This is a genomic window from Paractinoplanes rishiriensis, from assembly GCF_016862375.1.
GTDB lineage: Bacteria > Actinomycetota > Actinomycetes > Mycobacteriales > Micromonosporaceae > Actinoplanes > Actinoplanes rishiriensis.
In genome coordinates, this window is the sequence record NZ_BOMV01000001.1 from 243,073 (window position 1) to 267,110 (window position 24,038).

The window sequence follows — 24,038 nt, forward strand, 5'->3', positions numbered from 1 at the left end:
CCAGGTGCGCGGGTCAGACCATGAAGAGCATGGCGGTGACGCCCAGCAGGACCATCAGCAGCATCGCGATCAGCAGGCCCTTTTCGGCGGATTCGGTGGCCTCTGGGGTGGTGGCGGTGGTGGCAAGCGGCTCGCTGCTCATGGGATGAGTTCCTCCGGGAGTGAGCGGCGGACGCGGTCAGAATGCGCCCGGGCGGCAACAGGCTTAGGTTTGAGGGCGTCGTCGACCTCGGAAGGGCTGCGTCGGGTGGATTGGTTTCTCACTACCGAGGAGCGGGGCAACCCGCACTCCTCCATACCCACGTGGTGCGCGGGAAACACGGCTGAAGCATTAATTCATGGAATAACGTATTTTGACCGGTTGGTGACCGAGGTGGACAGTCTCCGGGAGGGTGACCACCTGTTCTTCACCGACTGGCGCGGCGACCCCGACGAGCTGCTCCGCGACGACGGGCCCACGGTGGCCGAGCTGTTCGCCACCGCGGCCAAGCGCGGGGTGATCGTCAAGGGCCTGCTGTGGCGCTCGCACCTCGACAAGTTCGCGTACAGCGAGGAGGAAAACCGCAACCTCGGCGACGACATCGAGGCCGCAGGCGGTGAGGTGCTGCTCGACCAGCGGGTCCGCCGGGGCGGGTCGCACCACCAGAAGCTGGTCGTGCTGCGGCACCCGGGGCGGCCCGAGCTGGACGTGGCGTTCGCCGGCGGGATCGACCTGTGCCACAGCCGCCGGGACGACGCCGGCCACCGCGGTGACCGGCAGGCGGTGCGGATGGCGACCGCGTACGGCGACCACCCGCCCTGGCACGACGTGCAGCTGGAGTTGCGCGGGCCGGTGGTGGGCGCGCTCGACCTGTCGTTCCGGGAACGCTGGAGCGACCCCACCCCGCTCGACCAGCACGGCCCGGTCGCGACCGTGGTCGACAAGCTCAAACACGCCGACGAGCACGCCGACAAGCTGCCGCCGCAGCCGCCCGACCCGCCGCCGTGCGGGCCGATGGCCGTGCAGGTGCTGCGGACCTATCCGGCGATGCGGCCGCCGTACCGGTTCGCCCCGCTGGGCGAGCGCACCGTGGCCCGCGGCTACACCAAGGCGATCCGCAAGGCCCGCCGGCTGATCTACCTGGAGGACCAGTACCTGTGGTCGGCCGAGGTGGCCGAACTGTTCGCCGACGCGCTCCGGAAGAACCCCGAGCTGCACCTGATGGCCGTCGTCCCGCGGCACCCCGACGTCGACGGCCGGTTCGCGCTGCCACCCAACCAGATCGGCCGCGAACAGGCCATCGAGCTGTGCCGCACCGCCGCCGAGGACCGGGTGCACGTCTTCGACCTGGAAAATGAGGACGGCACGCCGATCTACGTGCACGCCAAGGTCTGCGTGGTCGACGACATCTGGTGCAGCGTGGGCAGCGACAACTTCAACCGTCGCTCGTGGACGCACGACAGCGAGTTGTCCTGCGCGGTGCTCGACGAGACGCGCGACGACCGGCAGCCCGGCGGCGAGGCCCGGCGCTTCGCCCGGGACCTGCGCCTGGCGCTGCTGCGCGAGCACCTGGGCCAGGAGAGCGACGAGGGCATCGTGGATCCGTTGGAGGCCGTACGCACGGCGACCGCCGCAGCGGACCGCCTGCGCGACTGGTGCAACGGCGGCCGCCGGGGTGCCCGCCCACCGGGCCGGTTGATCCCGCACGAGACCGAGCGGCTGCCCTGGTACCAGCGGGGTTGGGCGCTGCCCGCCTACCGCCTGGTCTACGACCCGGACGGCCGCCCGTGGCGGGACCGGCGCAAGGGCACCTGGTAGCTCGGCCGTCCCCCAGTTTCACGCCGCGCAGCCTGCATGGCGGGGATGGTGGCGCTCCCGCCTCCGGTCATCCGATCCCCACAAGATCCACGCCAAGCCGACACAAGCGCGGAACGACAACATCGCGAACGGCAACCGAGTGACCGGCACACCCGGCGGAACGGAAGTCGGGCGTGGGGGTCAGCGGGGTAGCTCCCACGTCGCCGGGACCCAGATTGGGGACTGGGGGTCGCCGGTCAGGGCCAGGCCGACCCGCCACGCCTGCATGGGTGGGCGGCCGGCGGCCAGCCAGCGGTCCAGGATGGTGGCGGCCTCGGTGGCGTAGGCGTCGGCCTCGGGGCCGGCGGTCAGCACGCTGCCGTCGGGGAGGATCAGGGCGCCGCCGGTCAGTGGCTCGTCCAGCAGGGCCAGACAGCTCTGTTCGCGGTCGCGGCGGGAGGCGGCCGCGTGGGTGGCTCGGCGGCTCCAGGCGCCGGCGGCGTACCAGAGGTCGCGGTAGGCGATCGGTTCCAGGGGCGGGTCGAAGCGGGGCGGGCCGGTCGGGGTGAAGTCGGTGAGGTCGCCGGCGGCGGCCGGGGGCGGGTGGGCGCCGGGATAGTCGGCGGTCAGGGGGCCGGCTGCGGTCATGAAGCCGGACGGGCACACCACGGCGGCGGTTACCGGGCCGGTGGGGGTGCCGTGCACGGCCAGCACCGGGTGGGTGCCGGCGTGATCCACCGGGGCGATCACCAGGCCGGCCGGCTCCAGTTGTGACAGCCAGTGCGGGGAGAGACCGGCGATGCCCACCGTCACGATGATGCGGTCAAACCTTTCGCCGGGCCGGCCCGCGTAGCCGTCGGAGTGCTCCACGCGTACCCCTGCAATTCCTGCGCGAGCCAACGCCGAGCGTGCCCTGTCCGCCACGTCCTGTTGCACATCGATGCTGGTTATTGTCGCCCCGAGCGAAGCGAGCAGGGCGGCGTTGTAGCCGGTGCCCGCACCGATCTCGAGGATGCGCTGGCCGGGACGCACGCGCAGCGCCTCGATCATGATGGCCATCAGCGACGGCTGGCTGGACGAGCTGACGGGCACCCGGCCGTCCACCTTGGTCACCAGGACGTCGTCGCGGTAGACGGTGGCCAGGAAGTCGGGGTCGGCGGGGGTGGCCCAGGTGCCGTCGCGGCGCTGGAAGCCGTCGGGGACGAACGCCTCGCGGCGGACCGTGCCGAACGCGGCCGCGAGTTCCGGCGAGAGCGACACACCGCCCTGCCGGATCTGCTCGAGGAAGGCCCGGCGATGGTCCGTCATGCCCTCACGATAGAGATGCGGCCAGGCTGTCGGGTACGTCCTGGCGATGATAGGGCCACTCGGACGGCTCGATGTTGTCGAGGAAGGCCTGGTAGACGGCCGCGCCGCGGAGTGCCGCGACCGGGCGCAGCAGGTCGACGGCGCGCAACGGATCGCAGCCGGGGACGGTGCTGGTCCAGCGGTCGGCCCACGCCCGCAGCAGCGGCCCGGGGTCGGCCAGGCCGCCGGTGAGCCGGATGATGTCGAACGCCGGGTGGCCGACCGTGCAGTCGCCCCAGTCCAGGATCGTGAGGCGGCCGGCCCGGTCGGTGCGGACGTTGCCGGGGTGCAGGTCGCCGTGCACCAGGGTGTCGGGCACACCGCACTCGGCGACCGCGGCGAGTCGCTCGGGCAGGCCGTCGATCAGCTTGCGGAGGCCGTCGAGGCGGTCGTAGTAGGACGCCGCGACCCGTTCGTAGTCGAACCGGCCGTCCGGAATCACGGCCAGCTCGTCCAGGTTTTCCGCGAAGTACGCCTGCACCGGATGGAAGGCCGCCGCGATCTCCGCGCACACCTCCGCACCCGCGCCGTACCGATCCTCGCCGGGCACGTGGGCCAGCAGCATCCGGCCCTGCGGACCGCCGGTCAGCAGCGGCGGCACCAGGCCGGGCACGACCGCGTCGACCAGCCGGATCGCGTCGGGCTCGTGGCGGAAGAACGACGGCACCTGCTTGAGCCAGGCGACCGGGTGACCGGCCGGATCCTCCACCCGCCAGACCGCCGACAGGTTCCAGGTGCGGTACTGGAAGAACCGCAGGGTGCCGGGCAGCATGATGCGGGCCCAGGCCATCGAGGCGGCCGGTCCGCCGACCTCGGCATAGGGCGCCCGGTTGGGGTGCGGAGTCAAATCCATGTCGTACGGGCGCAGCCCGGCCGGACGTTCGTCGGTCTCGGCCAGGTATGTCACGTGGCCGCCGGGCTGGGCGGGCCGCTCGGCGTGCAGCAGGCGCAACACCTGGCGGCGCTCGCTGGTGAACTCCCAGACCTCCGGCCACCACGGGACGGTGACCTCCACCGGTGGCAGCGCGCCGAGCGGCACACCGGCGGGGTCGACCAGGGCCAGGGTCACGGTTCGCGTCACGTACGAGACCGTAACGTACGGCCGTTACCGTGCAGCCGTGGACGAATTCGCGCTCGGGTGCACGCTCGGCTTCGACGTCAGCGCGCCGGCCGAACTGGTGCTGCAGGTCGCCGTGGCGTCGCCGGCCACTGAGACCCTGACCGCGCCCGTCGAGGTCGTCGAGTTGCCCGGCCGGCAGCACCTGCTGCGTCTCGCGCCGGGGCTGGTGACCGTCGCCTACCAGGCCACGGTCCGGCCGCCGGTTTCGGCGCCGGCGCGGGTCACCGAGGTGGACCGGATCGTGGCGCTGCGGCCCAGCCGGTACTGCCCGTCCGACCGGCTGGCCGCGTTCGCGGCCGGCGAGTTCGGCGTCGGCGCCGACCCGGCCGGCACGGTGCGGGCGATCACCGCGTGGGTGCATGAGCGGATCGCGTACCAGGCCGGCAGCAGCGGACCCACCACCGACGCGGTCGACACGCTGCTCGGCGGTGCCGGGGTCTGCCGCGACTACGCGCACCTGGTGGCCACGCTGTGCCGGGCGGTGAACGTGCCGGCCCGGGTGGCCGCGGTCTACGCGCCGGGACTGTCCCCGATGGACTTCCACCTGGTGGTGGAGACCGCGATCGACGACCACTGGTACGTCTGGGACGCCACCCGGCTGGCACCGCGGCCGAGCCTGATCCGCATCGCCACCGGCCGGGACGCCGCCGACACCGCGTTCGCCACCACGGTGTCCGGGGCGCTGACCATGCCGGAGATGACGGTGACCGCGGTGGCACCGGGCAACCTGCCGGCCGACGACCACGTCAGCCTGGTGGCGCTGGCGTAAAGCGCCCTGAACGACCGATAGGCTCGGTTCATGGTCGATCTCGTGCTGCGGTCCCGCCGGGCCGTCACCGCCCGCGGCGAACGTCCCGCCGCCGTCGCCGTCGACTCCGGGAAGATCGTTGCGGTCGGGGCGTACGACGAAGCGATGCCGGCGGCCGACGAGATCGACCTCGGTGACACCGCGCTGCTGCCCGGGCTGGTCGACACGCACGTGCACGTCAACGAGCCGGGGCGCACCGAGTGGGAGGGGTTCGCCACCGCCACCCGGGCGGCCGCGGCCGGCGGCGTCACCACGATCATCGACATGCCGCTGAACAGCCTGCCGCCGACGATCAACACCGAAGCCCTCACGATCAAGCAGAACGCCGCGGACGGGCAGATCCACGTCGATGTCGGGTTCTGGGGCGGGGCCGTGCCGGGCAACGCCGGTGAGCTGCCGGGGCTGCACGCGGCCGGGGTGTTCGGGTTCAAGGCGTTCCTCGCCGACTCGGGGGTGCCCGAGTTCCCGCCGGTCTCGCCGGCCGAACTGGCCACCGCGCTGACCGCCGTGGACGCGCAGTTCGTCGTGCACGCCGAGGACCCGGATCACCTGCACGCGGCGGCGTCCTCCCCCGCGTACGCGGACTTTCTGGCCTCCCGCCCGGCCGACGCCGAGCATGCCGCCGTCGCCACCGCGATCGAGGCGGCCCGCCGGGCCGGCGGGCGCGTGCACATCCTGCATCTCTCGGCGGCGGGCGCGCTTCCGCTGATCGCGGCGGCAAGGGCGGAGGGTGTACGGGTGACCGCCGAGACCTGCCCGCACTACCTGACGCTGGACGCCGCGCGCATCCCGGACGGTGCGACCGAGTTCAAGTGCTGCCCGCCGATCCGGGACGCGGCGAACGCCGGCCAGCTGTGGCGGGCGCTGGCCGACGGCCTGATCACCTGCGTGGTGAGCGACCACTCGCCGTGCACGCCCGAGCTGAAGCGGCGGGACACCGGCGACTTCGCGGCGGCCTGGGGCGGCATCGCGTCGGTGCAGTTGGGGCTGCCGGTGATCTGGACGGCCGCCCGGAACCGCGGCCACGGGCTCGCGGATGTGGTGGACTGGATGGGGCGGCGCCCGGCCGACCTGGTGGGCCTGCACGGCAAGGGCCGGATCGCGGTGGGCGCCGACGCCGACCTGGTGGCGTTCGACCCCGACGAGGAGTTCGTGGTCGACCCGCACCGCCTGCACCACCGCAACCCGGTCACCCCGTACGCGGGCATGGTCTTGCGGGGTGTGGTCCGCACGACCTGGCTGCGCGGCCGCACGGTGACCGGCGACGCCCCGCACGGCGGTTTCCTGACCCGGGAGGACTGATGGACGACGCGTTCACCGCCCGGCTCGACCTCGCCTCCCGGGCTCTGGGCGGTGGCGTCGTGCACGCCAACGACGAGTTCTTCGCGGCGGCCGACCATCTGGTGCTGCCCGAGCCGCCGACGTTCAGCCCGCGCACCTTCGACCACAAGGGGCAGGTGTACGACGGCTGGGAGACCCGGCGGCGCCGCACCCCGGGCTCGGACGTGGCGATCGTCCGGCTCGGCGCGCCCGGCGTGATCCACGGCGTGGACGTCGACACGTCGTTCTTCGTGGGCAACTTTCCGCCGTTCGCCTCTCTCGACGGTCTTGCTGTCGACGGCCATCAGGTTCCGCCGGATGCCGCGTGGACCGCGCTCGTGCCCAAATCGCCGCTGAACGGTGACAGCCGCAACCTGTTCGCCGTGTCCGACCGGCGGCGGTTCACCCACGTACGGCTCACGATTTTTCCGGACGGCGGGGTGGCTCGCCTGCGGGTGCACGGCGAGGCGATCCCCGACCCGGCGCTGCTGCCGGCCGAGTTCGACGTGGCCGCGGTGACCGCCGGTGCCACGGTAACCGGGTGCAGCAACATGTTCTTCGGCCGCCCGCACCAGATGCTGATGCCCGGCCTGGCCCGGCACATGGGCGACGGCTGGGAGACGGCCCGCCGCCGCGAGGACGGCAACGAGTGGGCCGAGATCGAGCTGGCGGCGCCCACCGAGGTGACCTTCGTCGACCTGGACACCAGCCACTTCAAGGGCAACGCACCGGGCGCGGCGGCGCTGCGCGGCACGGACGGCTCGGGCGACTGGTTCGACATCCTGCCGCGCGTCCCGCTCAGCCCGGACACCCCGCACCGCTTCCCGGTCCGGCCGGAGTCGCCGGCCAGCCGGGTGCGCCTGGACATCTACCCGGACGGCGGCATGGCCCGGCTGCGGATCATCGGCCGGCCGGACCGGGCCTTCCTAACGGAGAAGTTCCGCCGTCACACCGAGGAAAGTAGGCGACCATGAACGAGATCCTGTCCGACGAGGCGGTGGCCTTCGTCGCCGAGCTGAACCGGCGGTTCCGGCCTCGGCGCAACGAGTTGCTGGCGACCCGGGCGGCCCGGCGGCAGGAGATCGCCGACGGCGGCACGCTGGGCTTCCGGCCCGAGACCGAGCACATCCGGGCCGCCGAGTGGTCGGCGCCGCCGGCCCCGTTCGACCTGGAGGACCGGCGGGTCGAGATCACCGGGCCGACCGAGCGCAAGATGACCATCAACGCGCTCAACTCCGGGGCCAAGGTGTGGCTGGCCGACCTCGAGGACGCCAACACCCCGCACTGGGCCAACGTGGTCGACGGGCAGCGCAACCTCTACGACGCGATCCGCCGGACCATCTCGCTGGAAACCCCGCAGAAGACGTACGAGCTCAACGGCGGCCCGTACCCGACGATCGTGATGCGGCCGCGCGGCTGGCACCTGGACGAGCGGCACGTGACGGTCGAGGGCGAGCCGGCCGTGGGCGCGCTGGTCGACTTCGGGCTGTACTTCTTCCACAACGCCGCCGAGTTGCTCGCCCAGGGCAGCGGCCCGTACTTCTACCTGCCGAAGATGGAGTCCTACAAAGAGGCGGAACTCTGGAACGACGTCTTCACCTTCGCCCAGGAGCACCTCGGCATCGCGCAGGGCACCATCCGGGCCACCGTGCTGATCGAGACCATCCCGGCCGCGTTCGAGATGGAGGAGATCCTGTACGCGCTGCGGCCGCACATCTCCGGCCTGAACGCCGGCCGGTGGGACTACCTGTTCAGCATCATCAAGTACTTCCGCGACAACCCCGGCATGATCCTGCCGGACCGGGCCTCGGTGACGATGACCGCGCCGTTCATGCGCGCGTACACCGAACTGCTGGTCTCGACCTGTCACCGCCGCGGCGCGTTCGCGATGGGCGGCATGGCCGCCTTCATCCCGAGCCGGCGCGACCCCGAGGTCAACAAGATCGCACTGGCCAAGGTCCGCGAGGACAAGGAGCGCGAGGCGGGCGACGGGTTCGACGGCTCCTGGGTCGCGCACCCCGACCTCGTACCCGTCTGCCGGGAGATCTTCGACGGTGTCCTCGGCGACCGGCCCAACCAGCTCGGCAAGCAGCGCCCCGACGTGTCGGTGACGGCCGCCGACCTGCTGGACGTGTCGTCGATCGGCGCCGAGGTCACCGAGGCCGGCCTGCGTGGCAACGTGTCGGTCGCCCTGCAGTACCTGGAGGCCTGGCTGCGCGGCAACGGCGCGGTCGGTATCAACAACCTGATGGAGGACGCGGCCACCGCCGAGATCTCCCGCTCGCAGGTCTGGCAGTGGATTCACAACGGGGTACGCCTGCCCGACGGCACCCCGATCACCGCCGGCCTGGTGGGCCGGATCGAGGACGAGGAACTGGCGGCGATCCGCGACGCGATCGGCGACGAGGCGTGGGCGACCAGCCGCTTCGACGACGCCCGCAAGCTGTTCGAGCGGGTCGCGCTGTCCGACGATTTCGCCGACTTCCTGACCACGGCCGCCTACGACTCGATCGACTGACCACATGCGGTTGACGGACGACGATTACAAAGAGTTAGACGTACGCCTGGCCGACCACGACGCGTTTCTGAAGTCCCGTTACCCCGGCGACGCTCCGGGCCGCCAACCGATACACACCGTCTACCTACCCGCCGACCGCCTGGACGGCTTCCGCGACTGGGGCGAAACGGCGCTGCGGGCGATGGACGACTTCCCCTGGCCGGTACCCGGTGTGCGGGAGAAGCTCGCCCGCGAGCCGATCGAGGACCTGCGGGTCGACTTCGAGGACGGCTACGGCATCCGCGCCGACGACCAGGAGGACGCCGCGGTCAAGCGGGCCGCCGCGATCCTGCGGGACGGCCCGCGCCCGCCGTTCGTCGGCATCCGGATCAAGTCGCTGGAGGCGGCCACCCGCCGGCGCGCGCTGCGCACGCTGGATCTCTTCCTGGAGTCCTACCAGGACAGTTTCGTCATCACGCTGCCCAAGGTGAGCGGTACCGACCAGGTTTCCGCGATGGTCACCGTCTGCGAAAAACTGGAGACCGGGTACGGCGTGGCGGCCGGCACCCTGCGCTTCGAGATCCAGATCGAACTCCCCGCCGCCATCCTGTCCGCCGACGGCCACGCCACGGTGGCCCGCCTGATCACCGCCGCGGCTGGAAGGTGTGCCGGCCTGCACTACGGCACGTACGACTACAGCGCCGCGGCCGGGGTGGCCGCGGCGTACCAGTCCATGGACCACCCCGCGGCCGACTACGCCAAGGCGGTGATGCAGGCCGCCGCGGCCCAGACCGGCGTGCGCCTGTCCGACGGTTCCACCAACATCCTGCCGGTCGGGGGTGCGGCCGAGGTCCGCGCGGCGTGGGACCTGCACCACCGTCTGGTGCGGCGTTCGCTGGAGCGCGGCTTCTACCAGGGCTGGGACCTGCATCCCGCCCAACTCCCGACGAGATACGCCGCCACGTACGCCTTCTTCCGCGACGGCCGGGACGCCGCGGTGGCCCGTCTGCACAGATATCTGTCCCGCCAGGAGAGCGGCATAGCCGACGAGCCCGCAACGGCTCGCGCGCTGGCCGCGTACCTGCTCCGGGGTTTGGACTGCGGCGCGTTGAGCGATGCCGGCCTTCCCCGAGCCGACCTGCTGGCCCTGACCTAGTTGCCTCCGCTCCTCCTTCCCTCAGAGTGCCGACAGGCCGAGCGACGCCGCGAAACCAACGACGACGAGGGGCCCGGTGAGCACGCCCTCCACCTCATAGGCTTCGGGCAGCAGGGTGTCGGCGAGCATCGCGAGCAGCGCCCCCGCCGCGAACGCCTGCACCAGCCCGCCGGTGCGACCGTTGACCGGGTCGAGCAGCGCGTATCCGGCGGCCGCCGACACCGCCGACACGAGGATCACGACCGTCCACATCAGCACGACTTTGCGCTGCGGCCATCCCGCCGCCTTCAGTCCCGCCGACGACGACATGCCTTCCGGCAGGTTGGACAGCAGAACGCCGGTCAGCAGCGACACGTTGACCCCACCCTGCAGAACGGTGAGCCCCAGCACGAACGACTCCGGCACCCCGTCGAGCACCGACCCCAACACGATGGCCAGCGGCGACCCTTGCGCTTGCTTCCCCGCCGAGTCTTTCCGCTCCCCACCCCCACGCCGCGAGATCAGCCAGTCCCCACCCGCGAACACCAGGGCCCCGACCAGCACCATCCCACCAACCCAGACGACCGGCCGGGTCCGAAGCGCCTCCGCCACCAGCTCAAACGAAACCGACCCGAGCAGCAGCCCGGTACCGAGAGCCATGACAACCGCAATAACCCGCCGCCCAGGCGAAAACCAGTAGGCAACCAGCGCCCCCACCAACAGAGCCGAAGCCCCAAACGCCCCCCACCAGAACGCCGCCGCGATCCCCACCGGCCCTCCCGCCCTCGACCTCGAAAGCTAGGCGCGCCCATCCCCCCGTGTCCTCACCCCCGGCAGGCGAACTCGACCCCGCCCGCTCCCCTCCCGGCATGCACCACCGCCAAACCCACCACGGGGGCACCGCCACCCATGCTTTACCTCCGCCGCCGCCCTATTGGGCTTTCATCAGGCGACGATGGGCCCTCCGCGCCTCCCGGGTCAGGGTGTGTTCGTCGGCGTGGGACAGGTGGGCGTGTTCGACTACCGGGCGGCCGCCCACCAGGGAAAGCTCGACCGGCGCCGGCGGCCCGAAGACCAGGGCGGCCAGCTTGTCGTCGATGCCCTCGTGGGGCAGGCCGTCCAGGCGCCAGAGGACCAGGTCGGCCAGTTTGCCCTTTTCGAGGGAGCCCAGGTCGTCCTGGCGGCCCAGCAGGCGGGCGCCGCCGATCGTGCCCAGGCGCAGGGCCTCGCGGGCGTTCATGGCCTTCGGGCCGCCTCGGACCCGGGCCGTGTAGAGGGCCTGGCGCAACTCCTCGCCCAAGTGTCCCGCCTCCTGGGAGGCGGGGCCGTCCACGCCCAGGCCGACCGGCACGTTGGCGTCGAGCATTTCGCGGATGCGGGCGGCGCCGGCGCCCAGGCGGGCGTTCGAGCTCGGGCAGTGGGCCACGCCGGTGCCGGTGGCGGCCAGCCTCGCGATGGCGGGAGCGTCCAGGTGGACGCCGTGCGCCAGCCAGACGTCGGGGCCCAGCCAGCCCAGGTTTTCGGCGTATTCGGTGGGGGTGCAGTTGAAGCGGTCGCGGCAGAAGTCGTCCTCGTCGGCGGTTTCGGCCAGGTGGGTGTGCAGGCGGACGCCGCGGCGGCGGGCCAGGGCGGCGGCCTCGCTCATCAGGCGGGACGTCACCGAGAACGGGGAGCAGGGGGCCACCGCGATCTGCAGCATGGCGCCGGGGGACGGGTCGTGCCACTGGTCGATGGCCTTTTCGGTGGCGGCCAGGGCTTCGTCGGTGTCCTCGACCACGTGGTCGGGTGGGAGGCCGCCGTCTTTCTGGCTCAGGTCCATCGAGCCGCGGGTGGGGTGGAAGCGCAGGCCGATCGCGCGGGCGGCCTCGATCTCCGCGGCCAGGACGTCGCCGCCGTCGCGTGGGAAGACGTAGTGGTGGTCCATGGTCGTGGTGCAGCCGGACAGGGCCAGCCAGCCCAGGCCGGCGCCGGCCGCCGCCCCGACTATCTCGGCGTCCAGGCGGCCCCAGATCGGGTAGAGCGTGGTCAGCCAGCCGAACAGGGTCTCGTCGAGGGCCAGGCCCCGGGTCGCCCACTGGTAGAGGTGGTGGTGGGTGTTGACCAGGCCGGGGGTGACCAGGCAGCCGGTGCCGTCGATGCGGCGGAGCGGGCCCCGGTACCGGCCGGCGTGACCGGCGCCGACCGCGACGATCCGGCCGTCGTCGCCGACCACCACGTGGCCGTCGGGGTGGTACGTGTCGGCGGCGTCCACCGTGGCTACCGCGGCGTTCTCGATGACGATCACAGGTACCACTCCGCGCTCGCGGCCGGGGCGTCGTCGCGGGTGACCGTGCCCTCGATCAGGCCGTACGGGCGGTCGCCGGCGATGAAGACCTCGTTGTCGTTGGCCAGCCCGAACGGGGACAGGTCGACCAGGTAGTGGTGCTTGTTGGGCAGCACCAGCCGGATCTCGGCGACCTCGGGGCGGGCGGACAGCACCCGGCTGCCCATCGCGTACAGCGTCTGCTGCAGCGAGTAGCTGTACGTGTCGACGAACGCGCCGGTCAGCGCCTCGACCGCACCCGCGTACGACGTCGCCCAGTCCCCGGCCGGCAGCGCGTGCCGCCAGCGCGCGTCGACGGCGGTGGCCAGGATGCGGTCGGTGGTCCCGGTCAGGGTGGTGTAGTCGTCGCGCGGGAATCCGTGGAACTCCGACGCGGTCGAGTTGAGCAGCACCAGTCCGGTGATGCCCGAGACCACCTGCTCGGCCTCGGCCGTCACGGTGACCGTCGCCGTCCGCGTGTGACTGCCCTGCCGCTGGAACGAGTGCGGGCCGAGCCGGTCCCAGCCATGCGACTCGATGCTGACCCGGGCCGAGTGCACCTGCGCCCGGCTGGTGACGAAGTGGCGGGCCAGCCGCAGGCCGAACTCCTCGGGTTCGCCCACGCCGTGCTTCTTGGCGAACGCGTACACCGTGTTCTTCATCGTGTCGGTCGGCAGCACGCCGGAGTTGTCGCCGGTCAGGTGGGTGGCGGCCAGGTCACCGGCGAGCGCCACGCTCACGTTCAGGTCGGCGAGACGGTGGCTCTCCCCGTCGCGGACGACCCGGACCAGGCGCGTCTCCGCCTTGCCGTAACGGTTTGGACCGAGCACGATGGCCACGCGTCAGCTCCCTCGATAGGTGGTGTAGCCGTACCGGCTGAGCAGCAGCGGCACGTGGTAGTGGCGGTCCGGGTCGCGGACGTGGAAGGCCACCGTGACCTCAGGGAAGAAGCCGTCGTCGCCGAGGTAGGGCTCCACGTAGAAGAACAGCCGGTAGCCGCCGGCCTGCCATTCGTGCAGCGGCACCCGGTAGCGCAGCCGGCCGTCGTCGTCGGTGCGGCCCTCGGCGATGGTGCGCCAGCCGTCGGTGTCGCGGCGCTCGAGACGCACGTAGACGTCGCGGGCCGGCTCGCCGCTGACCGTGTCGAGGATGTGCGTGGAGATCTTGGCGTGGAACTCGGCCGCGGTGCCGTCAGCGGAGGGCATCGAGCACCCGCTCCAGCCGGAGCAACGCGATCTTGCCCAGCTCGCCGGTCACGATCGCCCGCTCGGTCGCCTCGTCGTTGGCCAGCCGCTCGCGGGCGGCGGCCACGATCTCGGCCTGCGTGCGGCCGCTCGCGAAGATCAGGAACACGTGGCCGAAGCGTTCCTCGTAGGCCCGGTTGGCCTCGATCAGCGCAGCACCGTCGTCGCCCGGCGCGGCCGCCGACTGCTCGTGCCGGGACCAGGCCGCCTCGCGCGACTCGCCGGCGGCCCGCTCGCCGATCCGCGGATGGGCCGCCATCGCGACCAGGACCTCGTCCCAGGTCAGTGCCCGGGCGGCCGCGTCGGCCACCGCGATGATCGCGGCCCGGTCGGGATACGGGCGTCCGGCCACGATCGCGGCACCCCAGCCGGGTGCCGCGCAGCAGGCGCGAAGGTCGTCGGAGAGGCGGGCGGCGGGCAGTGAGTTGAAACCCTCGACCGCGTCCATCCGGCACCCCATTTCTAATGTCGATCAGTCAAGCAGGATCGCTCGCGCGCGTGCAGTCCTTTGCCGCGGAATTAACACGGGCGTTCCCCGGCACGGCACGGACAGCCTGACACGCGAGGATGGTCGGGTGCTGATTGCCGACCACGCCCTGCCCGACCTGCCGATCCGCGCCGTGCTGCCGCGGATCCGCGCGACCGAGGGAGCCGCGGTGCTGGTGGCGCCGCCGGGTACCGGCAAGACCACGCTGGTGCCGCTCGCGCTGGCCGGCACCGCGGGCAAGGTGGTGGTGGCGGAGCCGCGCCGGCTCGCGGCGCGAGCCGCGGCGCGGCGGATGGCCGGTCTGCTGGGCGAGGAGGTCGGCCGCCGGGTGGGTTTCACGGTACGGGGTGAAAGGCGCGTCTCGGGGCACACCGCCGTCGAGGTCGTCACCACCGGCGTCCTGGTCCGCCGCCTGCACCGCGACCCGGAACTGGCCGGCACGGCCGCCGTGATCCTGGACGAGTGCCACGAACGCCACCTCGACTCCGACCTGGCACTCGCGTTCCTGGTCGAGGTGCGTGCCGCGCTCCGGCCCGACCTGCGCCTGCTGGCCACCTCGGCCACCGCCGACGCGCAGCGGATCGCCGAGGTCCTCGGCGGCGCACCCACCATCGCGGCCGAGTCCCGGCTCTTCCCGGTCGAGGTGCACTGGTCACCCCCGCCCGCCCCGGTCACCCCGCCGCACGGCCTGCGTGTCGACCCGCGCCTGCTCGACCACGTGGCCGCCACCGTCCGCCGCGCGCTGGCCGAGGACGACGGCGACGTGCTGGTCTTCCTGCCCGGCGCCCGCGAGATCGACACGGTCGCCGGCAGGCTCGGCGGCCTGGACGCGGACGTCCTGCCGCTGCACGGCCGTCAGCCCGCCGCCGTCCAGGACGCCGCCCTGCGCCCGGGCCCGCGCCGCCGGGTGGTGCTGGCCACCGCGGTAGCCGAGAGCAGCCTCACGGTGCCGGGCGTGCGGTCGGTGGTCGACGCCGGCCTGAGCCGGGTGCCCCGGATGGACCATGCCCGCGGCCTCGGCGCGCTGGCGACCGTGCCGGTGTCGCGGTCCTCGGCCGAGCAGCGCGCCGGGCGGGCCGGCCGGGAGGCGCCGGGCCGGGTCTACCGCTGCTGGTCGCCGGCCCAGCACGACCGGCTGCCGGCCCAGCCCGAGCCGGAGATCGCGGCGGCCGACCTGACCGGGTTCGCGCTCGACCTCGCCCTGTGGGGCCATCCGGACGGCACCGGCCTCGCGCTGCCGGACCGCCCGCCGGCCGGCGCCCTGCAGACCGCGGTGGCCACCCTGCACGACCTGGGAGCGGTCGACAGCGACGGCCGGGTCACCGCGCGCGGGCGGGCGCTCGCCGACGCCGGCCTGCATCCGCGGCTGGCCCGGGCGCTGCTGGACGGCGCGCCGGCGGTGGGCCGGCGCCGGGCCGCCGAGATCGTGGCCCTGCTGGCCGAGGACCGCTCCACGTCGGACGACCTGGTCGCCACCTGGCGCCGCGCCCGCGGCGGCAACGACCCGGGGTGGAAGTCCGAGGTGCGCCGCCTGACGTCGGCCCTGACCCGCTCCCCCGACAACGAGGCCGGCCCGACCCCACAACCCACGCGGACGAAAGCTGATAAGAGGGATATGTCTGCCGAAGCGGACGGGCGCAGTGAACTCCGGCTGCCCGACGACCTCGCCGCCGGGCTGATCGTCGGTCTCGCGTATCCCGAGCGCGTCGCCCGCGTCCGTGACCCCGGTGCCCGCTCCTACCTGATGGCCGGCGGCACGGCGGCCGATCTCGCACCGGCCAGCGGCCTGGCCGGCCTCACCTGGATCGCGGTGGCCGGCGCCGACCGCACCCCCGGCGCACGCACCGCCCGCATCCGCACCGCCGCCCCGCTCGACGAGGCGACCGCGCGCGAGGCCGCCGCGCACATGCTCACCCGGGACACCGAGATCCACTGGGCCGACGGCGACGTGGTGGCCCGCGAGGTGACCCGGCTGGGCGCGATCACCCTCACCGAACGCCGCCTGGCCGACCCCGACCCGCAGCGGGTGCAGGCCGCCCTGCACGAGGGCCTGCGCCGTGAGGGCCTCGCCCTGCTCACCTGGACCCGCAACGCCGTCGAGCTGCGGCAGCGCCTGGCCTTCGCCCACGAGACCCTCGGCGCGCCCTGGCCGGACGTCTCCGACGAGGCCCTGCTCGACCGCCTCGACCTCGGCACCTGCCGCCGCCGCGCCGACCTGGCCAAGCTGGACGTCAGCACGGCCCTGCGCCGCCTGCTGTCCTGGGAGGTGGCCGGCCGGCTCGACGAGGTGGCACCCGAACGCCTGCCGGTGCCGAGCGGCTCCAAGATCCGGGTCGACTACACCGACCCCGCCGCCCCGGTGCTGGCCGTGAAGGTCCAGGAGGCGTTCGGCTGGCGGGATGCTCCGCGGCTGGCCGGCGTACCCGTACTGCTGCATCTGCTCTCACCCGCCGGCCGCCCGGTAGCCGTGACCAGAGACCTGGCCTCGTTCTGGCATCAGGGCTATCCACAGGTACGCGCCGAAATGCGCGGCCGTTACCCTCGCCACCCATGGCCGGAAGATCCGACCACCGCCGAGCCCACCAGGAGACGTCAATGAGCTTCGTCGTCGAGGTCGAGCGCCGGCTCACGGTCCGGCAGGGCCTCTCCTCGCCGATCCGGTCCCGGCGCGGCCTCACCCTGATCGGACCGGGCGAGGGCGTCGACATCGTGGTCCGGGTCGCCGTCACGTTCGCCGACGACCAGCTCAACGAGGACGGCCGCTTCCTCGACACCGACGCGCTCACCGAGGAACTCGACACCCAGTGCGCCATCCTGACCGCCCGCCCATGGACCGAGACCTTCCCCTTCCGGCCGACGTTCGAGCTGGTCGCGCGCGAGCTGTTCGGCCGGCTGGCGGAGCGGGTGCCGCAGCTCACCCACGTCGAGCTGGCCGACGAGTCATTCGGCTCGCGCACCCGCTATACGGCTGGGTGACGGCTGGCTGGGGATGACCGGCGACTCGAGGCGGTGCAGCGGGCCCGGCTGCCCGAACAGGTATCCCTGGCCGAGCGGGCACCCCAGCCCGGACAGTCCCGCCGCCCGGGCCGGCGTCTCGATGCCCTCGGCCACCACCACGATGTCCAGTTCGCCGCAGATGGTGAGGATCGACCGGCACACCGCGCCCGCCCGGCCCGGCGCCTCCTCGACATCCGTCAGCGTCGAGTCGAGCTTTACGATGTCGACGGGCAGGGCATGCAACTGGGCCAAGGCGTTGAACCCACTGCCAAAATCATCAAGAGCCACGCGTACGCCCAGAGCCCGCAGCCGGCCCGCGGCGGCCGCGGCCACCGCCAGGTCCGGGATGCGGTGTGTCTCGGTGATCTCGATGACCAGCCGGGACGGCGGCAGGTGGTGGCCGGTCAGCGCGGCGTTCACCGCCTCCTCGAGACCGTCCTGACCGAGCCGGGCGGCCGACACGTTCACGTGCACGTCGATCGGGCGGCCGTAGACGACCGCCAGCCGGGTGGCGTCGCCGCAGGCCTGGTCGAGCACGAAGTCGTCAATGGCGGCCACCTGGCCGGTGCGTTCGGCGACGGTCACGAAGACGTCGGGGTGCACCGGACCGGCCGCCGAGGTCCACCGGGCCAGCGCCTCGACCGCCACCGTGGCGCCGTCGGCCAGCCGGACGATCGGCTGGTAGTGCACCTCGAAACCGGGCCGGCCGCCGGTCGCCAGGGCCTGGGCCAGCAGGTGCGGCAGGTCGGCGTCGGCCGCCGCGTCGGCCGCGCCCGCGTACCGGGCCAGCGCGCCCTTGCCACGCCGCTTGCTGGCGTACATCGCGGCGTCGGCGCGGCGCAGCAGCGCGTCGGCGGACAGCGCCTCGCCGGGCTCCGGCACCACCAGGCCGATGCTGGCGCCCACCCCGATCCGGTGGCCGTCGATGATGAACGGCTCGCGCAGCGCGGCCAGGATGCGGTGTCCCACCGGTTCGGCGTCGGCCGGGCGGTGGTCGAGCAGCACCGCGAACTCGTCGCCGCCGAGCCGGGCCACCAGGTCGTCGGCGGGCACGCAGCCCTGCAGGCGTTCGGCGATGGCGCGCAGCACCCGGTCGCCCATCGCGTGCCCGAAGCTGTCGTTGATCAGCTTGAAGTCGTCAAGGTCGGCGAAGAGCACGGCCAGCGGCCTACCTCGGTGCCGGTGCGCGTCCAGGGCCAGCACCAGCCGTTCCCGGTACAGCGCCCGGTTGGCCAGGCCGGTGAGCGGGTCGTGGTACGCCTGGTGGTGCAGCCGCCGCTGGCCCTCGGACACCCGGTCGAGCAGCACCGTGTTGTCCACGATGGTGAACATCTGCCGGGCCACCACGAGGCCGAGCCCCAGCCAGCCGAGATAGGCCTCGAACGGTGACAGCGGGTTGCCAGCCCCGGTGCTGATCGCGATCACGATGCCGGTCGCGGTCACCGGCACGTACGGCAGCAGCAGGTGCAGCCAGTCCCGTTCCGCGGTGTTCGGGCGCACCGGCCCGGTGCCGCCCGCGTTGCAGGAGGCCGCGACCGCGAGCAGCGCCGGCCCGAGCAGGTGGCCGGCCGTCTGCAGCGGGCTGAGCGGCAGGTCGGCCAGGTTGGCCAGGCGCAGGGTGTCGGTGACGCCGAACGCGATGACGGCCAGCCCGGCCAGCTGGAGCGGGCGCCGCGCGGCCCGCGAGGCCGGCCGGGTGGCCAGCAGCAGCACCACCATGGTCAGCAGCACCAGGTCGGCGATCGGGTGTGCGACCGCCATCCCGATCACCAGCGGCGGCTGCCCGGCCCAGTCCATCAGCCGCTCCGGGAGCGCCGACCAGACCAGCGCCAGCAGCGACCCGGCGATCAGCACGCTGTCGATGAGCAGCGCGATCTGGTCGCGGCGGGGCGAGGTGGGCACCGGGCGGGGCCGGACGTACGGGGCGGTGAGCAGCCCGAACAGGATGCACAGCGGCAGCACCAGAAACCCGATGTCCCAGGCCGAGGTGACCGCGCGACCGGGGTCGGCGATGTCGCGGACCACCCAGGCGACGCGCAGCGCGGTCCAGGCGACCAGGCCGGCGCCGACCATCCGGCGCCAGTGCCGTTCGATGCCGGTGCGCCGGCCCGCCGCGGCCAGGCACACCCACGCGGCGGCCGCCCCCGCGACCGCCTGCGCCGCGTCGGCGCTGAGCCGCCACCCCCGCGGACCGACCAGTTCGCCGACGACCACCGCGCCGAGGACGAGCGTCAGCGTGACGAACAGGCGCGCCGTCATCGCTGGGAACTCAGTCGCCTGGGGTCAGGTCGGCGACGATCACCGTGATGTTGTCCGGTCCGCCACCGCGCAGCGCCAGGTCGACCAGGCGTTCGGCGCACGTCTTGGGGTCGGCCGCGGCCAGCATCTCCTGTTCGATGGTCTCGTTGGTGACCACCGCGGTGAGCCCGTCGCTGCACAGCAGCCAGCGGTCGCCGGCCTCGGGCTCGACGATCACGTACGCCGGGCTGACCGGCTCGCCCTGGAGCACCCGGGTGACCACCGAGCGGCGGGGATGCCCGGCGGCCTCGTCCGGCCGGATCAGGCCCTGGTCGACCAGCATCTGGACGTACGTGTCGTCCTTGGTCAGCTGGTTGAGCCGGCCGTCGCGCAGCAGGTAGGCGCGGGAGTCGCCGACGTGCGCCATGGCGGCGCGGGTGCCGGAGAAGATGACCGCGGTGAGCGTCGTGCCCATGCCCTGCAGGTCGGGGTCGGCCACGACCTGCTCGGCGATCTTGCCGTTGGCCATCTCGAGCGCGCGGTGCAGCGCGTCCATCTGGCCGTCGTTGTCGATCGGCACGTCGAGCGAGGTCATCGCCTCGATGGCGAGGCGGCTGGCGAGATCGCCCGCGGCCATCCCGCCCATCCCGTCGGCCACCACGAGCAGGTGGTCACCGGCGTAGTAACAGTCCTCGTTGTTGCTGCGGACGTGTCCTTGATCGGTGACTGCCGACCACCTCAGGTGCAAGGTCATGGCGTGCAGCTTCCCAGATCACCGCAAGCCTGTCTGCACGCGGGCGGCGGCGCGTCGGTTTTTAGCTGGGGTCTAGCGGGCGTCCCAGGCATCGTGGATCGACCTCGGTCTCGCGGTGTGCCGGTGCAATCCAGGACAGCGCCGACCTTTCGACCTGCCAGCCGCGGACCGCGACGGCGCTGTCCGGTGGGCGCACCGGCTCGGGGCAGAGCGTTTTGGAGCGTACCTGGTCGTTGGCGATGAACCTCACCTCGCCCTCGCTCGTCAGCACGGTGGTCGAGGTGTCGTCGACCGCGATCAGCTGCCCGCGGACCACCTCCAGCTCGCCGTCCTCGGGGCCGACCTCGACCGCGCTGTTCGGCAGGACCGGCGCGCGCAGGAAGATCACGCCGACGGCCAGCGGGGCGACCAGCGCGGCGGCGACCGCCGGCCAGTGCGTGACGAGCCGGGCCGACCAGACCGGGACCGGGCCGGTGAGCAGCGGCCCGAGCAACGGCGGCACGACGAGCAGCAGCGCCGTGCCGATCTCGCCGGCCCGCCAGGCGGCCACCACGCCCGGCCACACGAAGACCAGCACGAGCAGGCCGACGAGCACCGGCACGCCCACCGTGTTCCACAGCATCAGCCAGCGCTCGGTGCGGAACCGCAGCGTCGCGGTCACCCCGAGGATCGACACCAGCAGCATCCCGAGCAGCGGCAGCAGCCGCAGCTGCCAGGTGAACGCGGCCAGCATGGTGGCCAGCAGCACCACCCAGTCGGGCATCCGCAGCGCGGTCACCGCCAGCAGCGACCGGCCGGCGTCGTCGGGGGCGCTGACCAGCAGGATGCCGCCGAGCGCGCGCAGCACCAGGATGGCCGCCGGCACGGTCCAGATCAGCGTGATGAACAGCGCGCTGATCATGCCGAGCGGGCTGACGTACTGCACCAGCAGCAGCATGGTGGGCAGGTCCTGGCGGCTCAGATACCACAGCCGGAGCACGAGCAGCACCAGCGGGAACGCGGGCAGGACGGTGAGCAGCCAGTTGAGCTGGGCCCGGCGCCGCCGCGGCGGGATGGCACCACCCTTGACGTAGACGTCGGTCATGGGAGGACGTCCTCCCAGGGCAGGTCGCGCACCTCGGGCGCGGGCACGTCGGGCTGGCTGGCCACCGCGATCGGGGTGTTCTCGTTGCTGGCCACCTCGACCTGCAGGTTGCGCTCGTAGGCCAGCTCCCAGCGGTCGTCCTTGGCGTCGTGCAGCGAGCGGTACAGGGTGAGGTCCACGAGCTGTTTCAGCGCGAGATTCTCCCCCACGTTGACACCCCATGCCTCGGTCAGGTCCAGGCCGAGATCCCAGTGATCGAACTCGTCGCGGTACTTGTGCTTGAAGCCGGCCAGGATCGCGGCGTCGGTGGTGACCGCCTCGACGTCGCCGTTGCGCAGGTCCGTGACGCAGTCGCTGATCCGGTTCCGGTTCCGCATGATCACGCCCTGGTCCTCGGCCACGCTGGTCGACGAGGAGATCGTGCACGCCTTCTTGCCGGCCAGGTCACGCCAGGAGGACACCCGCTCGTGGCCGCGCCGGGTCAGCACCGACTGTTCGGTGAAGAGATAGGGCGCCGAGAAGGTCACCCCGGGCCGCTGCTCGCGCTCCGGGGTGATGCTGTACGTGGCGATCACCATCTTGACCGGCACCCGGTTGCCCTTGGCGTCGACGGCCTGCATGCGCACCCGGTCCTCGCTCTCCATCGCGTAGAACCGGACCTCGTCGCGGCGGAAACCGAGATCCTCCGCGATCATGTATGCGATGTCGACGTCGAACCCGCTCCAGATGCGACTCGCCGTGTCGTGGAAGGCGGTGCCGGGCTGATCGTCCTTGACCCCGATGGCCAGTTCGGTCCAGCCGTCCACACCGGCCTGCGCGCGCAGCTCGGCCACCGACGGCGGGCCGCTCACGAACACCCGTACCAGGGCCAGGGCCAGCGTCAGGACCAGCGCGAGCCCGAGCGCGGCCAGCCGGAACGCGGCCAGGTTGACCCGTGGCGGCGGCTCCACCAGCGGCTCCGGCTCGGGCGGCGGCAGGCGCCGGTCGGCCGCCTCACGCTCGGCGATGTCCTGCACCGCGATGTCCTCGGCGGTGCCCTCGGGCCCGGGCGGGGTGCGGCGGCGCACCGGCCACGCGAGCCGGCCCGTCAAACCACTGCGGCCGGGATTCACGTCCGCCATCGTCGCCCCCATCCTCGATCGGCGACCTCATGCTGTCGCATGAATGTCACCGGCGGGGGACCGGGAGTGCGAAGTTATCGTGTGGCAACCACCACCGCGCTCTCGGCCGGCAGTTCCACCCGGTCGCGTTGCAGCACCACGCCCGGCTCGGTGGCCAGCAGCACCCCGGTCGGCACCGCCCCCACGCTGACCGTCTGCGGCACCGGGGCCAGGTTGGCCGCCACCACGCAGTTGCCGCGGCGGATCACCACGTACTGGTCGCCGTGCCACACCTGCACCCGGTCGAGCCACGGGTTGGACAGGTCGGCGCGGCTGCGACGCAGCGCGATCAGCCTGCGGTACAGCGCCAGGATCTCGGCGTGGCCGGGCTTGTCCTTTTCGGCCCAGTCCAGCTTGGAACGCTCGAAGGTGGCCACGTCCTGCGGGTCCGGCACCTCGGCCTCGGCCCAGCCGTGCGCCGCGAACTCGCGCCGCCGTCCGGTCTGGACCGCGGCGGCCAGTTCCGGCTCGGGATGACTGGTGAAGAACTGCCAGGGGCTGCTGGCCGCCCACTCCTCGCCCATGAACAGCATGGGCGTGAACGGCGAGGTGAGCAGCAGGGTGGCACCGACCTTGAGCAGGCCGGGCGAGAGCAGCGCGGACAGCCGGTCGCCGGTGGCCCGGTTGCCGATCTGGTCGTGGTTCTGCAGGAAGGCGACGAACCGGTGGCCGGGCGTGAGGCCGCGGTTGACCGGCCGGCCGTGCCGCCGGCCCCGGAAGCTGCTCCAGGTGCCGGCGTGGAAGAAGGCGCCCTCCAGCACGGTCTGCAGGCAGTCCAGCGAGCCGAAGTCGCCGTAGTAGCCCTGCCGCTCGCCGGTGAGCAGGGTGTGCAGCGCGTGGTGCACGTCGTCGTCCCACTGGGCCTGCAGGCCGAAGCCGCCGGCCTCGCGCGGCGTGATCAGCTTGGGGTCGTTGAGGTCCGACTCGGCGATCAGCGACAGCGGCCGGCCCAGCTGGGTGGACAGCGTCTCGACCTCGACCGCGAGCTGCTCCAGCAGGTTGATCGCGGAGTGGTCGACCAGCGCGTGCACGGCGTCCAGCCGCAGGCCGTCGAGGTGGTAGTCGCGCAGCCACATCAGCACGTTGTCGGCGATGTACCGGCGGACCCCGTCGGCGTGCGGGCCGTCCAGGTTGACCGAGTCGCCCCACGGGTTCGACCCGGACGTGCTCAGGTAGGGCGCGAACATCGGTGCGTACGCGCCGCTCGGTCCGAAGTGGTTGTAGACCACGTCGAGCACCACGCCGAGGCCGCGCCGGTGCGCCGCGTCGACGAACCGCTTCAGGCCGTCCGGGCCGCCGTACGGCTCGTGCGGCGCGTACCAGCAGACCCCGTCGTAGCCCCAGTTGTACTCGCCGTTGAAGCCGTTCACCGGCAGCAGCTCGACCAGGTCGACGCCCAGCTCGACCAGGTGGTCGAGGCGCTCGATGGCGGCGTCGAACGTGCCCTGCGGAGTGAACGTCCCGATGTGCAGCTCGTACAGGACCGCGCCGGGCAGCTGCCGGCCGGTCCAGCCCTGATCCGTCCAGGCGAAGGCGTCGTGGTCGTACAGCCGGCTCTGACCGTGCACACCGTGCGGCTGCCAGGGCGAGCGCGGGTCGGGCAGCGGCGTCTCGGCATCCGGCAGCACGTACGCGTACTCGTCACCGGATTTTGCCCCCGGGACGTCGAGGCGCCACCAGCCGTCCTCGCCGCGTTCCATCTCCCGCTCCGCACCGGCCAGCAGCAGCTTGGGCGTCTTCTCGGGAACCCAGACCTCGAACAGCATGC

At 72.7% G+C, this 24,038-nt stretch carries 21 protein-coding genes; 8 read left to right on the forward strand and 13 right to left on the reverse strand.

The window, feature by feature from the left end; genetic code table 11:
- Nucleotides 1-13: 13 nt before the first annotated feature.
- Entirely contained in the window at nt 14-142 is a 129-nt protein-coding gene (locus tag Ari01nite_RS50790) for a hypothetical protein (RefSeq protein WP_275410813.1), read from the reverse strand.
- Nucleotides 143-373: 231 nt separating this feature from the next.
- Here Ari01nite_RS50790 and Ari01nite_RS01170 point away from each other — a divergent pair, with 231 nt between their 5' ends.
- Nucleotides 374-1,798, forward strand: a complete 1,425-nt coding sequence (locus tag Ari01nite_RS01170; protein ID WP_438872116.1) for a phospholipase D family protein — start codon at nt 374-376, stop codon at nt 1,796-1,798.
- Nucleotides 1,799-1,978: 180 nt separating this feature from the next.
- On the opposite strand, the gene Ari01nite_RS50795 is transcribed toward Ari01nite_RS01170, so the two are convergent.
- Both Ari01nite_RS50795 and Ari01nite_RS01180 read right to left on the reverse strand, forming a co-directional pair.
- Entirely contained in the window at nt 1,979-3,085 is a 1,107-nt protein-coding gene (locus tag Ari01nite_RS50795; RefSeq protein ID WP_203778501.1) for a protein-L-isoaspartate O-methyltransferase family protein, read from the reverse strand.
- Nucleotides 3,086-3,089: 4 nt separating this feature from the next.
- On the reverse strand, nt 3,090-4,205 hold the full coding sequence (locus Ari01nite_RS01180; RefSeq protein WP_203778502.1) for an aminoglycoside phosphotransferase family protein: 1,116 nt from the start codon (nt 4,203-4,205) through the stop codon (nt 3,090-3,092).
- A gap of 37 nt (nt 4,206-4,242) precedes the next feature.
- Between Ari01nite_RS01180 and Ari01nite_RS01185 the strand changes: the two genes are divergently transcribed.
- Genes Ari01nite_RS01185 through Ari01nite_RS01205 form a run of 5 tightly spaced genes read left to right on the forward strand, consistent with a single transcriptional unit; the run spans nt 4,243 to nt 10,025 of the window.
- Nucleotides 4,243-5,013 carry a transglutaminase-like domain-containing protein gene (locus tag Ari01nite_RS01185; RefSeq protein WP_203778503.1) on the forward strand — a complete coding sequence of 257 codons (771 nt, stop codon included), beginning with the start codon at nt 4,243-4,245 and terminating at the stop codon, nt 5,011-5,013.
- A 30-nt stretch (nt 5,014-5,043) separates the two neighbouring features.
- A complete protein-coding gene (allB, locus tag Ari01nite_RS01190; protein WP_203778504.1) occupies nt 5,044-6,354 on the forward strand; it encodes an allantoinase AllB in 1,311 nt (436 codons plus the stop codon).
- Nucleotides 6,354-7,346 (forward strand): allantoicase, encoded by a 993-nt coding sequence (gene alc, locus Ari01nite_RS01195; protein WP_203778505.1) that lies wholly within the window; start codon nt 6,354-6,356, stop codon nt 7,344-7,346. Before allB ends, alc begins: the two co-directional genes overlap by 1 nt.
- The gene (gene aceB, locus Ari01nite_RS01200; RefSeq protein ID WP_203778506.1) at nt 7,343-8,890 is read left to right on the forward strand and encodes a malate synthase A; all 1,548 of its coding nucleotides are present in this window, start codon (nt 7,343-7,345) and stop codon (nt 8,888-8,890) included. Before alc ends, aceB begins: the two co-directional genes overlap by 4 nt.
- Nucleotides 8,891-8,894: 4 nt before the next feature.
- The gene (locus Ari01nite_RS01205; protein WP_203778507.1) at nt 8,895-10,025 is read left to right on the forward strand and encodes a DUF6986 family protein; all 1,131 of its coding nucleotides are present in this window, start codon (nt 8,895-8,897) and stop codon (nt 10,023-10,025) included.
- Between the two features lie 21 nt (nt 10,026-10,046).
- Here the strand turns inward: Ari01nite_RS01205 and Ari01nite_RS01210 are convergent, their stop codons facing one another.
- The 5 genes from Ari01nite_RS01210 to uraD form a co-directional block, all read right to left on the reverse strand.
- Nucleotides 10,047-10,775 carry a ZIP family metal transporter gene (locus Ari01nite_RS01210; RefSeq protein WP_203778508.1) on the reverse strand — a complete coding sequence of 243 codons (729 nt, stop codon included), beginning with the start codon at nt 10,773-10,775 and terminating at the stop codon, nt 10,047-10,049.
- A 160-nt stretch (nt 10,776-10,935) separates the two neighbouring features.
- Nucleotides 10,936-12,288, reverse strand: a complete 1,353-nt coding sequence (locus Ari01nite_RS01215; RefSeq protein WP_203778509.1) for an 8-oxoguanine deaminase — start codon at nt 12,286-12,288, stop codon at nt 10,936-10,938.
- The gene (pucL, locus tag Ari01nite_RS01220) at nt 12,285-13,145 is read right to left on the reverse strand and encodes a factor-independent urate hydroxylase (RefSeq protein WP_203778510.1); all 861 of its coding nucleotides are present in this window, start codon (nt 13,143-13,145) and stop codon (nt 12,285-12,287) included. The genes Ari01nite_RS01215 and pucL overlap by 4 nt, the downstream gene beginning before the upstream one ends.
- 3 nt (nt 13,146-13,148) lie before the next feature.
- Nucleotides 13,149-13,511 carry a hydroxyisourate hydrolase gene (uraH, locus tag Ari01nite_RS01225; RefSeq protein ID WP_203778511.1) on the reverse strand — a complete coding sequence of 121 codons (363 nt, stop codon included), beginning with the start codon at nt 13,509-13,511 and terminating at the stop codon, nt 13,149-13,151.
- Complete coding sequence (gene uraD / locus Ari01nite_RS01230) at nt 13,498-13,998, reverse strand: 2-oxo-4-hydroxy-4-carboxy-5-ureidoimidazoline decarboxylase (RefSeq protein ID WP_203778513.1); 501 nt, start codon at nt 13,996-13,998, stop codon at nt 13,498-13,500. The genes uraH and uraD overlap by 14 nt, the downstream gene beginning before the upstream one ends.
- A 130-nt stretch (nt 13,999-14,128) precedes the next feature.
- On the opposite strand from uraD, the gene hrpB reads away from it, so the two are divergent.
- Complete coding sequence (gene hrpB / locus Ari01nite_RS01235) at nt 14,129-16,636, forward strand: ATP-dependent helicase HrpB (protein WP_203778689.1); 2,508 nt, start codon at nt 14,129-14,131, stop codon at nt 16,634-16,636.
- Entirely contained in the window at nt 16,633-17,013 is a 381-nt protein-coding gene (locus Ari01nite_RS01240; RefSeq protein ID WP_203778515.1) for a 6-carboxytetrahydropterin synthase, read from the forward strand. Before hrpB ends, Ari01nite_RS01240 begins: the two co-directional genes overlap by 4 nt.
- On the opposite strand, the gene Ari01nite_RS01245 is transcribed toward Ari01nite_RS01240, so the two are convergent.
- The 5 genes from Ari01nite_RS01245 to treZ all read right to left on the reverse strand — a co-directional run bounded on the left by Ari01nite_RS01245 (nt 16,978) and on the right by treZ (nt 24,036).
- A complete protein-coding gene (locus tag Ari01nite_RS01245) occupies nt 16,978-19,293 on the reverse strand; it encodes a putative bifunctional diguanylate cyclase/phosphodiesterase (protein WP_203778519.1) in 2,316 nt (771 codons plus the stop codon). The two genes, Ari01nite_RS01240 and Ari01nite_RS01245, sit on opposite strands and share 36 nt — an antisense overlap.
- A 10-nt stretch (nt 19,294-19,303) precedes the next feature.
- On the reverse strand, nt 19,304-20,026 hold the full coding sequence (locus Ari01nite_RS01250; RefSeq protein WP_203778520.1) for a PP2C family protein-serine/threonine phosphatase: 723 nt from the start codon (nt 20,024-20,026) through the stop codon (nt 19,304-19,306).
- Nucleotides 20,027-20,087: 61 nt separating this feature from the next.
- Nucleotides 20,088-21,110: a hypothetical protein gene (locus Ari01nite_RS01255; RefSeq protein WP_203778522.1), complete on the reverse strand. Its 1,023-nt coding sequence runs from the start codon at nt 21,108-21,110 to the stop codon at nt 20,088-20,090.
- The gene (locus Ari01nite_RS01260; protein WP_203778523.1) at nt 21,107-22,231 is read right to left on the reverse strand and encodes a transporter substrate-binding domain-containing protein; all 1,125 of its coding nucleotides are present in this window, start codon (nt 22,229-22,231) and stop codon (nt 21,107-21,109) included. Before Ari01nite_RS01260 ends, Ari01nite_RS01255 begins: the two co-directional genes overlap by 4 nt.
- Before the next feature lie 74 nt (nt 22,232-22,305).
- The gene (gene treZ, locus Ari01nite_RS01265) at nt 22,306-24,036 is read right to left on the reverse strand and encodes a malto-oligosyltrehalose trehalohydrolase (RefSeq protein WP_203778525.1); all 1,731 of its coding nucleotides are present in this window, start codon (nt 24,034-24,036) and stop codon (nt 22,306-22,308) included.
- Nucleotides 24,037-24,038: the final 2 nt, after the last annotated feature.

Excerpts from the sequence above, each read along its gene's own strand:
- Ari01nite_RS50790 (WP_275410813.1), bottom strand. The coding sequence starts at position 142 with ATGAGCAGCGAGCCGCTTGCCACCACCGCCACCACCCCAGAGGCCACC.
- Ari01nite_RS50795 (WP_203778501.1), bottom strand. The coding sequence starts at position 3,085 with ATGACGGACCATCGCCGGGCCTTCCTCGAGCAGATCCGGCAGGGCGGT.
- allB (WP_203778504.1), top strand. The coding sequence starts at position 5,044 with ATGGTCGATCTCGTGCTGCGGTCCCGCCGGGCCGTCACCGCCCGCGGC.
- alc (WP_203778505.1), top strand. The coding sequence starts at position 6,354 with ATGGACGACGCGTTCACCGCCCGGCTCGACCTCGCCTCCCGGGCTCTG.
- aceB (WP_203778506.1), top strand. The coding sequence starts at position 7,343 with ATGAACGAGATCCTGTCCGACGAGGCGGTGGCCTTCGTCGCCGAGCTG.
- Ari01nite_RS01205 (WP_203778507.1), top strand. The coding sequence starts at position 8,895 with ATGCGGTTGACGGACGACGATTACAAAGAGTTAGACGTACGCCTGGCC.
- uraH (WP_203778511.1), bottom strand. The coding sequence starts at position 13,511 with ATGCCCTCCGCTGACGGCACCGCGGCCGAGTTCCACGCCAAGATCTCC.
- uraD (WP_203778513.1), bottom strand. The coding sequence starts at position 13,998 with ATGGACGCGGTCGAGGGTTTCAACTCACTGCCCGCCGCCCGCCTCTCC.
- Ari01nite_RS01240 (WP_203778515.1), top strand. The coding sequence starts at position 16,633 with ATGAGCTTCGTCGTCGAGGTCGAGCGCCGGCTCACGGTCCGGCAGGGC.
- Ari01nite_RS01245 (WP_203778519.1), bottom strand. The coding sequence starts at position 19,293 with ATGACGGCGCGCCTGTTCGTCACGCTGACGCTCGTCCTCGGCGCGGTG.
- Ari01nite_RS01250 (WP_203778520.1), bottom strand. The coding sequence starts at position 20,026 with ATGACCTTGCACCTGAGGTGGTCGGCAGTCACCGATCAAGGACACGTC.
- Ari01nite_RS01255 (WP_203778522.1), bottom strand. The coding sequence starts at position 21,110 with ATGACCGACGTCTACGTCAAGGGTGGTGCCATCCCGCCGCGGCGGCGC.
- Ari01nite_RS01260 (WP_203778523.1), bottom strand. The coding sequence starts at position 22,231 with ATGGCGGACGTGAATCCCGGCCGCAGTGGTTTGACGGGCCGGCTCGCG.
- treZ (WP_203778525.1), bottom strand. The coding sequence starts at position 24,036 with ATGCTGTTCGAGGTCTGGGTTCCCGAGAAGACGCCCAAGCTGCTGCTG.